Raw genomic sequence first — 15788 nt, 5'->3', positions numbered from 1 at the left:
CATGAGCCCGCTGAAGCGCACGAAGATCTCCACGCTAGCTGTCGTGGCGATCGTATGCGCCCTCATCGCCTGGGTCAGCACGCTGAGCTTCTATGGAAGCTTCCCACCGATTAAGACCACCGGCTCCGTGTTGTTGTGGGTCTTTGCAATCGTGTGCGCCGTGGCGGGCTGGGTGATCCGCAAGCGCATCGGCAGCAGCAGCGGGGTGGGGATGGATCGCACGCAGATGCAGCCGACAACTGTGGTTCAGTGGCTGGCGCTCGGCCAGGCCACGGCGTGGGCCGGGTCGGTGTTCCTGGGAGTGTTCGTCGGGGCGGGACTTTATGTTCTGCCGAACGCGGGGCACCTCATGGCCGCGGAGGCTGATGCGCCGGGCGTGATCGCCGGAGCGCTGGGGGCTCTGGCGGCCGTTGCGGCTGGGGTTTGGTTGGAGCGCAGCTGCGAAGCGCCACCGCCAGATGCGCCATTAACGCCCAACGGGCTCGACGTTGGGTAGTGTGTTGTCCATGAGCTTCCAGCAGACTCCTAAGCCACAGCAGTCTCACCAGCCGCAGTCGCAGCCCTTTGACGGGCGCCAGTCCCTGGAACCCCTGGGGTATGAGGACGACTCTAACTTCCAGGGCTCTTCCGTGGCGGCCAACGAGCCTTCGGGGCTCTCCCGCTTCCTCATGTTTGGCCTGGTGGTTCTGGCGCTGCTGGCCAGCGTGCTGATGCTGTTCATGGATTCCGATGGTTGGCTGAAGGTGGCGCTTATCGCCGCCCTCTGGGCTGCCTTCTTCGGCGTGGTGCTGGTGCTGCGCTACTCAGGTGCCCTGAAGCTGGCGCGCGAGCAGGCGGAGAACCAGGAGAGCTACTTCCAGTCGCAGCTGGAACACGAGCGCGCACAGCTGGAAAAGCGCGAGGCTGCAACACAGGCGAAGTATGCCGCAGAGGCCAAGAAGTCCCAGGACCAGCGCGATAAACACCTGGAGGAGCTGCGTGCGGAGCTGGCTCACATGCGCAAGCAGCTGGCGGAGCTGACCGGTGAGAACTTCGACGAGGGCGAGCAGCGCGCCGTGCGTGCGACCGCCGAGCGAGTCCGCGAGCTGGGGCACAGCACCGGCGGACAGGCGCCCCGAGCTGCAGGCGGTTCTGCCGGACGCGTAGCCGGGCAGACTGCAGGTCAGACGCAGTCGGCGGGACAGAAGTCGGCGGGCCAGCAGGAAGCCCAGCCGCACAAGGCGCAGCACCGCAGCAAGCCGAAGTTCAACAGCGGAACCTTCGCCGCCGTGAACTGGACCGGCCAGGACTCCGAGGAGACCTCCCAGCTGCCGCTGGTTGTGGACACCACCGCGATGGACGAGGCGAAGCGCGCAGAGCACAAGGCCACTCAGCAAAAGCCCACTCAGCCCAAGCCCGCCCAGAAGCGCCGCGCGCAGATGCCGAGCGCCGAAGCCGTTCGCCCCAGCCGTGCCCGCACTAGCGCCGCCCAGGAAGCTGGCGCCCAGGACGCTGCCGCGAAGCAGGCTGGGCAGGCTGAGGCGCAGACTGAGGCAACGGCAACCACCCACGGTCGCCGTCGCGCCGACGAGGTGGAAAACGGCCTCACGGTCGCAGAGCTGATGCAGCGCTTCAAGAATCGAGAGAAGTAAAACCAACCTGTGACAGGCCCGGAAACTAGCTCGGATATTCAACAGCCACGCCTCTCCGTCGGCATTATCTCCGCCGGGAAAGTAGGCGTGGCTTTGGCGGAGGCCTTCGCACGCGCCGGCCACCACGTGCACGGCATCTATGCGCATTCGGCACGTTCGGAAGAGTTGGCGTCCCAAAGAATCCCGAACATCCCCCGCATCAACCTAGACAGCACCGCCCACGCCGCGCTCGTGGTGCTGGCGGTGCCGGATCCGAAGCTGCCCGAGGTGGTGGAGGAAGTTGCGCAGCACACGCGCGATGGGCAGATCGTGGCGCACGTCTCCGGGGCGTTTGGCTGCGAGATCCTGCAGCCGATCACCGATACTGGCGCGCTGCCGCTGGCTCTGCACCCGGCGATGACCTTCACCGGCACCCCGGCCGATAGCGAGCGGCTGGACGGCTGCGCATGGGGTGTGACCAGCGACTCCGAAGTCGGCGATGTGGTCGCGCAAACCCTCGTGGCCAGCCTCGGCGGAGTGCCCGTTGCTATCCCCGAACACCGCCGGGCGGCCTACCACGCGGGGATGGCGCACGCGGCCAACCACCTGGTGACCCTTCTGACGGACGCCCAAGAGATCCTGGACCGTGTGATGGAAGCGCCAGGGGAGAGCCCCGACAGCGCCCTGCTGCTGCGCCGCATCGCCCACGCCGCGGTGGATAACGCGCTGGAAAAACGCATGGACGGGCTGACCGGTCCGGTGGCCCGCGACGACGCAGAGGCCGTGATGCGCCACCGCGCCGCGCTGCGAGAACTGGGGGACGGGGAAGGCTCAGCCGAGGAGGGGCCAGCCGAGGCCGCCTACACTGCGATGGCTCGCCGCACCGCGCTTAAAGCGGGGGCTATTGAGGTCGAAAGACTGCTGGATCTAGAGTAAGAGCCATGACGTTCACACCTGGCCAAGCAGAGGTTTTCACCGAGATCGAGAAAATCGGGCAGCTCACCCGCGCCATGCGCAAGGCGGGCCGCCCCGTGGCGCTGGTGCCCACGATGGGCGCGCTGCACGAGGGGCACCTCTCGCTGGTGCAGGCCGCCCAGCAGATCCCGGGCGCACTGGTTGTGGTCAGTATTTTCGTGAACCCCCTGCAGTTCGCCGAGGGGGAGGACCTGGATGCCTACCCGCGCACCCTCGATGAGGACGTGGCAAAGCTGAAGGCTGCGGGCGTGGACGCGGTATTTGCTCCCAGCCCCCGCGAGATGTACCCCAACGGGCCGCGCACGACTATCCACCCGGGCGAGGTCGGCCGCATTCTGGAGGGCGCCCACCGCCCGACCCACTTCGCGGGCGTGCTGACGGTCGTGAACAAGCTCTTCACTATCACACACTGCGGCCATGCCTTCTTTGGGGAGAAGGACTATCAGCAGCTGTTGCTGATCCAGCAGATGGTTACGGACCTGAACATGGAGGTACAGGTCCACGGCGTGCCGATCGTGCGCGAGGCCGATGGTCTGGCGAAGTCCTCCCGCAACGTCTACCTTTCCGACGAGGAGCGCGAGCTTGCCCTCACCCTGTCCGCCGCCCTGACCGCCGGTGCTTTCGTGGCCGAGCAGGGCCCTGCGGCGGTGCTGCAGACTGCCGGATCTATTCTGGACGCCGCCTCGGGCGTGGACGTCGACTATCTTGAGCTGCGCGGTACGGACCTTTCCGACACTCCGGAGGACGGAGAGGCCCGCCTGCTGGTGGCGGCGCGCGTTGGAACCACGCGCTTGATCGACAACGTGGGCGTGCCCCTGGGAACTGGTTTCAAGGGGCTGGACGACGGCGGCGAGCCCGCGGACAACGCAGGTGAGTAGAACTGAGCAGAACTGAGTAGAGCTGAGTAGGACCATGAGCGACGAACTCGAAACTTTGAAGCGCCACTCGCACCCCTTCGTGGATATTTCAGCCGGGGAGTACTGCGCCAGCATCTCCACCTTCGGTGGCGGACTGCGCAGCCTGGATTACGCGGGCAAGCCCCTGGTGGTTTCCTACCCAGAGGGCGCCTACCCGCCGCTATCCTCCGGAATTGTGCTGGCCCCATGGCCGAACCGCACAGCCGACGGGGTCTTCGCCCACGACGGCGTGCTGCACCGTTTGGACATCACGGAGCCGGGCCGCGCCACCGCGATCCACGGATTCGTGGGGCAGATGGCCTGGCACGTTGCCGACCAAGGCGAGGACTTCGTGACGCTGGAGCTGTCCACCGGCCTGCGCCAGGGATGGCCGTGGCCGCTGCGCATGCGGGTGACGTGGTCGCTCGATGCGAATGAGGGGCTGCGTGCCGTCTTCGACGTCCGCAACGAGGCCGATGCTTCCTGCCCCTTCGGCCTGGGCTGGCACCCATACCTGAGCGCTCTGGGAGCCCCGCTTGATGATTGCGTGTTGCACCTGCCTGTCAGCACGAATCTGCCTTTGGATTCCGTGCGTAACCTGCCCGCCGGCCCAGAGTTTCCGGCTCGCCGGGTGCTGCCAGATGTGGAATTCGGCCAGCGCATGGCCGGGGTGTGGCTGGATCACTGCTTCGGCGAGATCGGTGCGCAGGAGGAGGCACTGGCCGAAGCTCGACTGCTGAACCTCGACGGCGAGGGCGTGCGCCTATGGGTAGGCGAGGGCTTCGACTGGTTCCAGGTGTTCACGGCCGACCCGGCCCGCCGCGAAGGCTATCCCGGCGTGGGGCGGGCCCTGGCCGTCGAGCCGATGACGTGTCCGCCGGACGCTCTACGCTCCGGCCGAGACCTCATTCGCCTACAACCAGGCGAAAAACACAGCTTCGAATGTGGAATTTCTTTTGTTCCGAGTGAGGGCGTCACAAATTAGAAAAAGTACTTTTGGAAATAGAAAAAAATTTCCGTTAGTACGCCCCGCGGCGTTAGAATGCGAGATGCATAAAGTATCCAATAGTTCTCGTCGCTGGTAGTTGAAAAATAAGACGATTGGCGCCTGGGACGGGAACATGACGTTCCTGGAGGTTCGCAGCTATGACGGCTGAAGGACTACGCCTGGACGCGAGCTGGGTAGACTACGCGCTGGTCGCCCTCTACTTCGCGTTCGTCCTGGGCATCGGTTGGGCCGCAAAGTCCAAAGTGTCCAGCTCAATCGACTTCTTCCTCTCCGGCCGCTCGTTACCCGCATGGGTGACGGGCCTGGCCTTCATCTCCGCTAACCTGGGTGCCGTAGAAATCGTGGGCCACTCGGCCAACGGCGTGCAGTACGGCTTCGAAACCATGCACTATTTCTGGATCGGCGCGATCCCGGCGATGGTGTTTCTCGGCATCGTGATGATGCCTTTCTACTATGGCTCCAAGGTGCGTTCCGTGCCGGAGTTCATGCTCCGCCGCTTCGGCAAGGGCGCACACCTGGTCAACGGCCTCTCCTTCGCCGTAGCCCAGTTGCTGATTGCCGGTGTGAACCTGTTGCTGCTGGCCAAGGTGGTTAACTCCCTGCTCGGCTGGCCGCTGTGGGTCACGCTGGTGGTGGCCGCGGCAATCGTGCTGTCGTACATCACCCTCGGTGGCCTTTCCGCTGCCATCTACAACGAGGTGCTGCAGTTCTTCGTGATCATCGCGGCCCTGCTGCCGCTGACGATGATTGGCCTGCACCAAGTCGGCGGCTGGTCCGGCCTGCAGGAGAAGGTTGCAGACCCGTCGCACTTCCACACCTGGCCAGGTACTGAAATCTCGGGCTTCGACAACCCGATCGTCTCCGCGATCGGCCTGGTCTTTGGCCTGGGCTTCGTGCTGTCCTTCGGCTACTGGACCACCAACTTCGTGGAGGTACAGCGCTCCATGGCAGCCGATTCGCTGTCGTCTGCACGCAAGACCCCGATCATCGGTGCATTCCCGAAGATGTTCATCCCGTTCCTGGTGGTCATCCCGGGCATGGTCGCCGGCGCGACCGTCACCCCGATCATGGATGGTTCCGCCGAACCGAACGACGCGATCCTGTACCTGATGCGCGACCTGCTGCCGAACGGCCTGCTGGGCGTGGCCATCGCGGGTCTGCTAGCCGCGTTCATGGCCGGCATGGCGGCTAACATTTCCGCCTTCAACACCGTGTTCTCCTACGACATTTGGGAGTCCTACATCGTCAAGGATCGCGACGACGAGTACTACCTCAAGGTCGGCCGTATCGCGACCGTCGGCGCCACCGTCATTGCCGTGTTCACCGCCCTGCTGGCCTCCAACTTCGGCAACATCATGGACTACCTGCAGACGCTGTTCGGCTTCTTCAACGCGCCACTGTTCGCCACCTTCATCCTGGGTATGTTCTGGAAGCGTATGACGCCCACCGCAGGTTGGGTGGGTCTGGTTTCCGGTACGGGCGTGGCAATCGTCTACTGGGCTGTGGCCACCTTCGGCAGCACCGACGCAACGTTCTTCAACCTGCCGGGTCAGGGTACGGCCTTCGTTGCGGCCTCCCTGGCGTTCGTCACGGACATCATCGCCTCCGTCCTAGTCTCCCTGTTCACCGAGCCGAAGCCGGACGAGGAGCTGGTGGGCTTCGTTAAGTCCGTCACTCCGAAGGAGAACCTCACGGACGCCGCCGAGGCCACCCTGCCGTGGTACCGCCGCACCGTCCCGCTGGGCATCCTCTGTCTGGCAATGGTGCTCGTCCTCAACATCGTGTTCGCCTAAGAGCGCTTAAACTTTCAGAAAGGAGTGAACGGACACAATGGCTAACAACACGGCTAACAAGACGGCTAAGAAAACCAAGCGTTCCCACATGGCCGGCGCTTTCGACATCCGCAACGTCATCGGCTCCCTCATGGGCCTGTACGGACTTGTGCTTTTGCTCAGCTACTTCCTGCTGGACCCGGGCATGGATGTGACCACCGGCGAGCCGAAGAACGAAACGTATAACCTGGTCTGCGGGCTTGCCATGGTCGTCGTGGCGGCGGTCTTCTTCCTGTGGACCAAGCTGGATCCGGTCAAGATCGACGAACCTGCCGACACCGCGGAGTCTGCAGATCCCGCTGATCCCGCTGATCCCGCCGATTCACCGGCCTCGCGATCTAAGTAACGCACATGCCCGCCCCACCCGGAGGCGGGCATTTTTAAACTAAGCACCATCCCCACCCAAGGACTTTTTAGGAAGTGATCCACGCTGTGCAGCACGAATTTAAAGTAACCCGAACCACGCTGGCGGACGGCCGCGAGCTGCTGTACTTCGACGACGAGCCGGCCTACGTTGCGGGGGAGAAGCAGCGCGAGCTGCACGATTCCCGCGATCTGCCGCAAGCTACCACGGAATCCGAGATGCGCCAGGACCCGCTGACGGGCCAGTGGTACGTCTACGCCGCGCACCGCATGAACCGCACGTTCATGCCCCCGGCCAACGAGAACCCGCTGGCTCCCACCAAGCCCGGCGAGCTGCCCACCGAGGTGCCCGCCGACGACTACGACGTGGTGGTCTTCGAGAACCGCTTCCCGTCCCTGTCGGTCCACATGGAGGTGCCAAAGGACTTCGCTACGAACGTCGACGGCCAGGAGCTGTTCCCTCGCAAGCCCGCCATCGGCCGCTGCGAGGTCGTCTGCTTCACCCCGGACGTGAACTCCTCGTTCAGGGATCTGCCCTACGAGCGCGCCCGCACGGTTGTCGAGGCCTGGGCGCACCGTACCGCCGAGCTCTCCGCCATCGAGGGCATCCGCTACGTGTTCCCCTTCGAAAACCGTGGCAAGGAGATCGGCGTGACCCTGCAGCACCCGCACGGCCAGATCTACTCCTATCCTTTCGTCCCGCCGCGCGCCGCCGAGGTCGCTGCACGCGCTCGGGCGTTTAGGGAGCAAACTGGAAAGGATCTTTTTGACGCCACCTTGTCCGCCGAAAAGGCATCCGGCACCCGCGTACTTTTGGCCGGTGAGCACTTCACGGCCTATGTCCCGGCGGCAGCGAAGTGGCCGGTGGAGGTCATCCTCATGGCTAACCGGGCGGTCCCGGATTTCGCGGCGCTGAGCGACGAGGAGAAGGACGAGCTGACCCGCTTCTACCTGGATCTGTTGGGCCGCATGGATCGCTTCTTCGAGGGTGTGGAGCGCACCCCCTACATCGCCGCCTGGAACCAGGCGCCGGTGGGGGAGGACCGGGAGAACGGTCGCCTGTACTTGCAGCTGTATTCGATGATGCGCTCCCCAGGACGCATGAAGTTCTTGGCCGGTAGCGAGTCGGGCCAGGAGGCCTGGATCTCCGACACCACCCCGGAGAGGATCGCCGAGCGCTTCCGGGAGGTTGCCGACAATGCCAACTAGCCAAGCCAACTCAGCACAGAACGCCGCTACCCCGCGCTGGCTGCAGACCCGCTCCGAGGAGCAGGGCACTGCCGACGCGCAGTCCCTGTTCCAGCAGGTCTACAGCTACGAACCGGCGGGCGTGTGGTCCGCGCCGGGGCGCGTGAACCTGATCGGCGAGCACGTCGACTACGCCGATGGCATCAGCCTGCCCTTCGCGCTTTCCCAGCGCACCTACGTGGCAGCCGCCAAGAACGACGACGGTGTGTACCGTGTGGCCTCCCGCTTCGGCGAGCCCGCGGAGGTTGTCCACTTTGAGATCCCCGTCGCCGAGGTCGGCCCCGGCAACCCCGCCAACTGGGCGGGGTACGCCGTCGGCGCAATCTGGGCCGCTACCGAGGCTGGTCTGATGCCTGTCGGTGGGCTGGATCTTGCCATCGAGTCAGACGTTCCCGTCGGCGCGGGGCTCTCCAGTTCCGCTGCACTGGAATGCTCGGCGGCTCTCGCGGCCTACGACCTATACGGCGGCGCGCCCCTCAATGATGCGGCTCGCAGCGGGCTCATGGGGGCGTCCATAAGAGCAGAGAACGAGGTAGTCGGCGCCTCGACGGGCGGGCTTGACCAGCGTATTTCGCTGTTCGGTCAGGCCGGCCACGCGCTGGCCATCGACTTTGCCGAAGATAGCGCTACCCAAGTGCCTTTCGACATTGCTGCGCGGGGGCTGGCGATCCTCATTATGAACACGAACGCCCCGCACCAGCTGAACGACGGGCAATATGCCGCGCGACGCGCCGTGATTGACGGGGTGACCGCCGACCTGGGCGTTAGCAGCCTGCGCTTCGCCGAGGAGGCCGAGGACGCCTCCGTGGGCTGGGCCAAGTCCAACGACATGGATCCGGTGGTGGTGGCCGCCCGCGTGCGCCACGTGGTCAGTGAGATCGACCGTACCGCCGAAGCGATCCGCCAGGTCAGCGCCGGGGATATGGAGGCCTTCGGGCGGTCGATGCAGGGCAGCCACGCCTCCCTGCGCGATGACTACGAGGTCACCGTCCCGGAGCTGGATACTGCTGTGGACGTTGCGATGGCCGAAGGCGCGCTGGGTGCCCGCATGACCGGTGGCGGCTTCGGTGGCTCCGCGATAGCGCTGCTGCGCGAGGATCAGGTGGAGGCGACGGCCGCGGCAGTGGCCAGGGCCTTCGCGGAGAAGGGATTCAACGAGCCCGAGTTCGTGGTCGCCCTGCCGAGCGACGGCGCGCACCGGAACGCTTAAGCGGCTCGCTTTGAGCAACGCTTGCGCGAGCAGAGCTCGCGTGCCGCTTGGACGTCCCCAGAGCGTTGCGTGGGCGCCGCACAAAATAACAGCTAAATAGCTTATTTGGTTAGCCCCGGGTAAGGTGTTCACCCGTGTTGCGAACAATGCTGAAGTCAAAGATCCACCGTGCGACGGTCACTCAGGCCGACCTGCACTACGTCGGCTCGTGCACCATCGACGCTGATCTGATGGAAGCTGCCGACATCCTCGAAGGCGAGCAGATCGATATCGTCGATATCGATAACGGCAATCGCCTGACGACCTACGCCATTACCGGCGACCGGGGCACCGGCGTGATCGGCATCAACGGTGCCGCCGCGCGCCTGATCAGCCCCGGCGACCTCGTCATCATCATCGGCTACGCCCAGTACAGCGAGGAAGACCTGAAGAACTACGCCTCGCGCGTGGTCTTCGTGGATGAAAACAACAAGCAGGTGGAGCTCGGCGGCGACCCAGCCCACGTGCCGGACGGCTCGGGACTAAAGAACCCGCGCCACCCGGAGGCCTAGCTGATCTCGTAGTTCCCGTCGTCGTTGCGCTCTACGTGTAGGCGCCACAGCGGGATTCCTTCTTTCTCTAGAGCTTCTTTAGTCGCCGAGAGCGTCTTCAAACCAGTAACAATGAAGTCGGTGTTGCTGAATCGTACGCCAACCTCCGAGCAGTAACTCTGGCTACCTTTGCCCTCATCGGACAAGGCTTGCAGAGCGCCTTCCGCCCTCAACACCTCGAACTCACCGTTGGGAGCCTGTACGCCGATCTCGGTCGGAGGAGTAAGCGGTGCCTTGTCCTTGTAGGCATACTCCACCTTGACGCAGAGTTTGTTGTAATCCCGCGGATTGTCGATGAGGATCGCAGAATCCTTCAGTTTCATCTCCACCTTGCCGATTCCCACCTCTTCGGTGGTCGACTCGTCCTTGCCCTTGGCCTTGTCGCGGGCTTCGCGGAAGCTATCGTCCACGAGATCCATTTCAATGCGATCGCCGATCTCCAACGGGCCGTCGGCTCCGCCGATGTTCGCTTCCTTGCCCTCTAGCTCCTGGTAGCGGTTAGCCAGGTTCGTCAGCGAACGCAACAGCGGTTTGACGGGGTCGCAGGTGTAGGTGGAGATAACCTCCGCGTATTCCAGAGGGGTTCCCTCCGGGCCGGAAAGCACACACATGTCGTTCATCGTGATAGACTTCCACCCCTTAAGCCCCTCATCGGATAGATCGTTCCATTCGGCATCGTTGGTGGCCATATCGTCGAGGTTGGAGCCATGCTTGGTGGCGGATAGTCCGGCATATACCGATGTATCGTTTAGCTCTTCGGGCTGGTCACCACTGATCTGTGGCTTTACATAACCAGAACAAGTCTCCGCATTGACATAGACATCGGCCGAATCCAGCGGAATCATCTTCCCGCCATCCAAGTAAGCGCTATCGTAAAACTTCTGATCCAGCTTGCAGTCGTTGAACTTCCCGTCGGCGAAGATCTCCCGCAGCTGGTCATCGCTAATCTCCGTGGAAACCTCCGAGTAGCTGCTCGGAGCGGGCTGCCCTTTGTTACCACCGGAGTCGCCCTTCTGTCCCCCGTAGGAGATCTCTTCGCTGGCGCCCTCCGGGCGCTGGAAAGCAGAGCAGCTGGCGGTGAAGGTCAAAGCGCCCGCAGCTAGACAGGCTGCCAGAGCGCGGGCGTAATCACGGGCGTGGGTGCGGGTGCGGGAAGAGGGGCGTGAAGAAGGCATGTCGAGAGCTTCCTTTGTTTTCTAGTTATGTATTTCTAGTTATGACTATTTCCGGACCATTACCGGTTGTGGCTGGTGAAACTTAATGACTGGAGGGAGTTACCTAGGAGTAAGGGGAACAAAACGGCTTATGTTCCCTAAAGCTAACACCCCCGGGCGACCTGCATGCCTCAATCGATTACCCGTCCCCCTCATGCGCTAGGCTTTGTAAGCGTGACTGACGCAGCAAATACCCCCGCACAAGACCTGCCCGAACAGCTACGCATCCGCCGTGAAAAGCGGCAGCGCATCCTCGAATCCGGCAAGGACGCCTACCCGGTAGAGGTGCCACGCACCCACTCTCTGGCCGAGGTGCGCGCAAAGTGGGCAGTGAAGAAGACTGACGGTGAAACTGAAGAGCAGCCGGTGGAGGCAGAGGGCGTCACCTACCTCTCCGCAGGCGAAGAAACCCAGGACGTAGTTAGCGTGACTGGGCGCCTGATCTTCATGCGCAACACCGGCAAGCTGTGCTTCGCCACCCTGCAGGACGGCGACGGTACGCAGCTGCAGGCCATGCTCTCCCTGGCGGAGGTCGGCGAAGACGCACTCACGGCATGGAAGGCCGACGTTGACCTCGGCGACTTTATCGGCGTGACCGGTCGCGTGATTGCCTCCCGCCGCGGCGAACTGTCCGTCATGGCCAGCGAGTGGGTCATGGCTGCCAAGGCTCTGCGCCCGCTGCCCGTGGCGTTCGCGGAGATGAACGAAGAGACCCGCGTGCGCCAGCGCTACAACGACCTGATCGTGCGCGAGGAGGCCCGCAAGAACGCAATGACGCGCGTGAAGGTCATCCGCGCGCTGCGCGACTACATGGAGGGCGAGGGCTTCGTAGAGATCGAAACCCCAATGCTGCAGACCCTGCACGGCGGCGCGGCGGCCCGTCCGTTCGTCACGCACTCCAACGCGTTGGACATCGACCTGTACCTGCGCATCGCACCGGAGCTGTTCCTGAAGCGCGCCGTGGTGGGCGGCATTGACCGCGTCTTCGAGATCAACCGCAACTTCCGTAACGAGGGCGTGGACAAGTCCCACTCCCCGGAGTTCGCAATGCTGGAGACCTACGCTGCATGGGGCGACTACAACGACTGCGCCCGCACCACCCGCGAATCCATCAAGTACATCGTGGACCAGCTGACCAAGGGCACCGACCTGGAAGGCACCGGCAAGGTGCGCCTCGCCGATGGCACCGAGTTCGACTTCGGCGGGGAGTGGAAGGAAATCGAGATGTACCCCTCGCTGAACGAGGCGCTTGCACGCAAGTACCCCGGCCAGCCAGAGGTGACGATCGACTCCACCGTTGAGGAACTGAAGGAGATCGCCAAGGTCATCGGCCTTGACGTTCCCGCCAAGGGCGGCTGGGGCCACGGCAAGCTAGTAGAGGAGATCTGGGAGGTCCTATGCGAGGACCAGCTGGAAGGCCCCATCTTCGTGCGTAACTTCCCCGTGGAGACCTCCCCGCTGACCCGCCAGCACCGCAGCAAGCCGGGTGTGACAGAAAAGTGGGACCTGTACGTCCGCGGCTTTGAGTTGGCCACCGGGTATTCCGAGCTGATCGACCCGGTTATCCAGCGCGAGCGCTTCGAGGATCAGACACGCCTGGCCGCCAATGGCGACGATGAAGCCATGCGCCTGGACGAGGACTTCCTGGCTGCCATGGAGCAGGGCATGCCGCCGACAGCCGGTACCGGCATGGGCATCGACCGACTGCTGATGGCCCTGACCGGCCTGGGCATCCGCGAGACCGTGCTGTTCCCGATCGTGAAGCCGGAGCGCGACAACTAACGGCAGCCGATCAGCGACAGTCGACCGGCCACGGGGTTGGTCGACTGGCCACGAGGGGGAGGGGCACAGGAGTAGGGGTGCGCGCCCGCGAAAAGTGGGCGCGGGCGGCTCGAAAACTGGGGGAGTAGCTGGCGTGCAGCTCGCCCGTGTGGGTGTAATTCAATCTATATTTTGACCCAAAGTGTGATGCGCGCCATTATCCTGGTTTATGCTACGTACATAATTATCCGCACATGCAGATATGAGATTTGCGCTGACAACCAGTGAAAGGTGGCCGCACGAAATGAGCGACCGAAGCAAGCGTGCCGATTCAACTCCTGGCCTGAACAACATCAAGCGAGACGCAATCGGTACCGTCATGGGAGTCCTGACGAAGTTCACCGGCTCCGACCTGGCAGAGAAGTACGGTCTGAGCAAGAAGGTGGACCGCGTTGCCTACCAGTCCACCAAGACCGGAATGCGCACCCTCGGTGCCGTGAACCGCCAGTTCAAGAAGATCAAGGGCTCGGGCAAGCCGGTTCGCCTGGCCAACCAGACCACCGACGAGAACAACCAGCCGGTCCCGACCGAGGCGCCGGCACCGGGCAAGGCACCGTTCGACCTGACTCCGACTGAGGATCAGGAGATGATCGTCGCAGCCGTGCGCGAGTTTGCTGAAGAGCGCCTGCGCCCGACCGGCCACGACCAGAATGAGGCATCCGAGCCGGCAGAGGGCCTGCTGGAAGCTGCCGCTGAGCTGGGCGTTGCCCTGATCAACCTGCCGGAAGAGTACGAGGGCATCGCCTCCGCCTCCGGCGCCACCACCAACGCCCTGATCGCCGAGGCTCTGGCATTCGGCGACATGGGCCAGGCCGTCGCCATCCTGGCACCGGCTGGCGTGGCCAACGTCATCACCAACTACGGTGACGACTCTCAGCAGAAGACCTACCTGCCGGAGTTCGCGGGCGAGTCCGTCCCGGCTTCCGCAGTGGTCGTTTCCGAGTCCCGCCCGCTGTTCGACCCGTTCACTCTGCAGACCACCGCCGTCCGCGAGGGCGACGATATCGTCATCAACGGCGTGAAGACCATGGTTCCGAACGCAGGTAAGGCCGAGCTGTTCGTCATCGCAGTGAACCTCGACGGCGAGAACACCTTCGTCATCGTCGAGTCCGACACCGAGGGCCTGGTCGTTGAGGCTGACCCGTCCATGGGTCTGCGCGCCGCCGCCCTGGGTCGCCTGCTGCTGAAGGATGTCCGCGTTCCCGCCAGTCAGCTGCTGGGCGGCAAGGACCTGGCCGCCGACGAGCGCAAGGAAAACTACGCAGAGATCATCCGCCGCTCCCGCCTGGGCTGGGCCGCACTGGCAGCCGGCACCGGCGAGGCCATCCTCGAGTACACCAAGAAGTACGTCAATGAGCGCGAAGCATTCGGCGAGCCGATCTCGCACCGCCAGGCAGTGGCCTTCATGGTCGCCAACCTGCGCATCGAGCTCGACGGCCTGCGCCTGATCCTGCTGCGCGGTGTTTCCCGCCTGGATCAGGGCCTGTCCTTCAACCGCGAAGCTGGCCTTGCTCGCCGCTACGCATCCGACAAGGGCATGGTCATGGGCCTCGACGGCGTGCAGCTGCTCGGTGGCCACGGCTTCACCAAGGAGCACCCGGTCGAGCGCTGGTACCGCGACATGCGCGCCATCGGCATCGCCGAGGGCGTAGTCGTCGTCTAACCCCGCCACAATTCGAATCCATATCGAATAAGCACTAGGAACTTGAAGGAACCACATCATGATTAATCTGGAACTCCCCAAGCGTTTGAAGGCGGGCCAGAACCAAGCGCACCAGGCCGCCGCCGAAATCTTCCGCCCGATTTCCCGCAAGTACGACCTCGCGGAGCACGAGCGCCCCGTCGAGTTGGACACCATGGCCAGCCTGGTCGAGGGCATGGCAGACGCCGGCCAGGCAATGGCTGGTGCCTCCGGTGGCCGCGGCGATGACAAGAAGAAGACTGAGGGCGTCAAGAATGGCGGCAACATGGCCTCCATCCTCAACGTCATCGAGACCTGCTGGGGCGACGTGGGACTCACCCTGTCCATCCCCTACCAGGGTCTGGGCAACGCAGCCGTAGCAGCCGTCGCCGATGACGAGCAGCTCGAGCGCTTCGGCAAGATCTGGGCCGCCATGGCCATCACCGAGCCGCAGTTCGGCTCCGACTCCGCAGCTGTTGCCGCCACCGCCAAGCTGGATGGCGACGAGTACGTACTGAACGGTGAGAAGATCTTCGTCACCGCCGGCGAGCGCTGCACCCACGTTGTCGTCTGGGCATCCGTCGACAAGTCCGCAGGCCGCGCAGCCATCAAGTCCTTCGTCATCCCGCGCGATACCCCGGGCTTCGAGCTGGTTCGCCTGGAGCACAAGCTGGGCATCCGCTCCTCCGACACCGCGCACTTCATCTTGGACAACGTCCGCATCCCGAAGGAGAACCTGCTGGGCTCCCCGGAGGTGGACACCAAGAAGGGCTTCGGCGGTGTGATGGCCACCTTCGACAACACCCGTCCGATGGTTGCCGCCATGGCCGTTGGTGTTGCCCGCGCTGCCCTGGAGAAGCTGCGCGAGATCCTCACCGACGCAGGTGTAGAGATCGATTATGACGCCCCTGAGTGGAACCAGCCCGCAGCTGCCAGCGAGTACATTCGTCTGGAGAGCGACTGGGAAGCTGCATACCTGATGACCCTGCGCGCAGGCTGGATGGCCGACAACAAGCAGCCGAACAGCAAGGAAGCTTCCGAGTGCAAGGCGAAGGCCGGCCGTATGGCTACCGACCTGACCCTGCGTGCGGTTGAGATCGCCGGCGCTTACGGCTACTCCGAGCGTGACCTGCTGGAGAAGTGGGCTCGCGACTCCAAGATCCTGGACATCTTCGAGGGCACCCAGCAGATTCAGCAGCTGGTTGTTGCTCGCCGGGAGCTGGGTCTTTCCTCCAAGGAACTCACGTAGTAGCTGGCTGCGCGCCTGCTGCCCGCGCCTAGCTGGCTAGCAGTCTGGCTGCGAGCCGCGCGCTCGAGCCCGCGCCTAGCCGGCTAGCTG

14 protein-coding genes are annotated in these 15788 nt (G+C 63.9%); 13 read left to right on the top strand and 1 reads right to left on the bottom strand.

What is annotated here, in order from left to right; all coding sequences use genetic code 11:
* Window position 1: 1 nt before the first annotated feature.
* The 10 genes from MHX66_RS04455 to panD all read left to right on the top strand — a co-directional run bounded on the left by MHX66_RS04455 (window position 2) and on the right by panD (window position 9694).
* Window positions 2–496: a DUF3180 domain-containing protein gene (locus MHX66_RS04455; RefSeq protein ID WP_239200500.1), complete on the top strand. Its 495-nt coding sequence runs from the start codon at window positions 2–4 to the stop codon at window positions 494–496.
* A gap of 10 nt (window positions 497–506) precedes the next feature.
* Window positions 507–1631 carry an MrpF/PhaF family protein gene (locus MHX66_RS04450; RefSeq protein ID WP_239200490.1) on the top strand — a complete coding sequence of 375 codons (1125 nt, stop codon included), beginning with the start codon at window positions 507–509 and terminating at the stop codon, window positions 1629–1631.
* Between the two features lie 9 nt (window positions 1632–1640).
* Complete coding sequence (locus tag MHX66_RS04445) at window positions 1641–2546, top strand: DUF2520 domain-containing protein (protein ID WP_239200488.1); 906 nt, start codon at window positions 1641–1643, stop codon at window positions 2544–2546.
* A gap of 5 nt (window positions 2547–2551) precedes the next feature.
* Entirely contained in the window at window positions 2552–3463 is a 912-nt protein-coding gene (panC, locus tag MHX66_RS04440) for a pantoate--beta-alanine ligase (protein WP_239200486.1), read from the top strand.
* 34 nt (window positions 3464–3497) lie between these two features.
* Entirely contained in the window at window positions 3498–4466 is a 969-nt protein-coding gene (locus MHX66_RS04435; RefSeq protein ID WP_239200484.1) for an aldose 1-epimerase family protein, read from the top strand.
* Window positions 4467–4627: 161 nt separating this feature from the next.
* Complete coding sequence (locus MHX66_RS04430; RefSeq protein WP_239200482.1) at window positions 4628–6283, top strand: sodium:solute symporter family protein; 1656 nt, start codon at window positions 4628–4630, stop codon at window positions 6281–6283.
* Between the two features lie 37 nt (window positions 6284–6320).
* Complete coding sequence (locus tag MHX66_RS04425) at window positions 6321–6668, top strand: hypothetical protein (RefSeq protein WP_239200480.1); 348 nt, start codon at window positions 6321–6323, stop codon at window positions 6666–6668.
* A gap of 74 nt (window positions 6669–6742) precedes the next feature.
* Window positions 6743–7894, top strand: coding sequence for a galactose-1-phosphate uridylyltransferase (galT, locus tag MHX66_RS04420; RefSeq protein ID WP_239200478.1), 1152 nt, complete (start codon window positions 6743–6745; stop codon window positions 7892–7894).
* Window positions 7884–9143 (top strand): galactokinase, encoded by a 1260-nt coding sequence (gene galK, locus MHX66_RS04415; RefSeq protein ID WP_239200476.1) that lies wholly within the window; start codon window positions 7884–7886, stop codon window positions 9141–9143. Before galT ends, galK begins: the two co-directional genes overlap by 11 nt.
* A 134-nt stretch (window positions 9144–9277) precedes the next feature.
* The gene (gene panD / locus MHX66_RS04410) at window positions 9278–9694 is read left to right on the top strand and encodes an aspartate 1-decarboxylase (protein WP_034965414.1); all 417 of its coding nucleotides are present in this window, start codon (window positions 9278–9280) and stop codon (window positions 9692–9694) included.
* Here panD and MHX66_RS04405 read toward each other — a convergent pair.
* Entirely contained in the window at window positions 9691–10908 is a 1218-nt protein-coding gene (locus tag MHX66_RS04405) for a hypothetical protein (protein ID WP_239200474.1), read from the bottom strand. The genes panD and MHX66_RS04405 overlap by 4 nt on opposite strands.
* 165 nt (window positions 10909–11073) lie before the next feature.
* On the opposite strand from MHX66_RS04405, the gene lysS reads away from it, so the two are divergent.
* The 3 genes from lysS to MHX66_RS04390 all read left to right on the top strand — a co-directional run bounded on the left by lysS (window position 11074) and on the right by MHX66_RS04390 (window position 15698).
* Window positions 11074–12729 carry a lysine--tRNA ligase gene (lysS, locus tag MHX66_RS04400; protein ID WP_255717183.1) on the top strand — a complete coding sequence of 552 codons (1656 nt, stop codon included), beginning with the start codon at window positions 11074–11076 and terminating at the stop codon, window positions 12727–12729.
* A gap of 283 nt (window positions 12730–13012) precedes the next feature.
* Window positions 13013–14431 carry an acyl-CoA dehydrogenase family protein gene (locus MHX66_RS04395; RefSeq protein WP_071055969.1) on the top strand — a complete coding sequence of 473 codons (1419 nt, stop codon included), beginning with the start codon at window positions 13013–13015 and terminating at the stop codon, window positions 14429–14431.
* Between the two features lie 58 nt (window positions 14432–14489).
* Window positions 14490–15698 carry an acyl-CoA dehydrogenase family protein gene (locus tag MHX66_RS04390; protein WP_239200469.1) on the top strand — a complete coding sequence of 403 codons (1209 nt, stop codon included), beginning with the start codon at window positions 14490–14492 and terminating at the stop codon, window positions 15696–15698.
* The last annotated feature ends 90 nt before the right edge of the window (window positions 15699–15788 follow it).

It is taken from the genome of Corynebacterium sp. ACRPH, assembly GCF_022347285.1.
Lineage (GTDB): Bacteria > Actinomycetota > Actinomycetes > Mycobacteriales > Mycobacteriaceae > Corynebacterium.
Note: the sequence above shows the minus strand (reverse complement) of the source record. Positions and strands in the feature narration are given on the sequence as shown.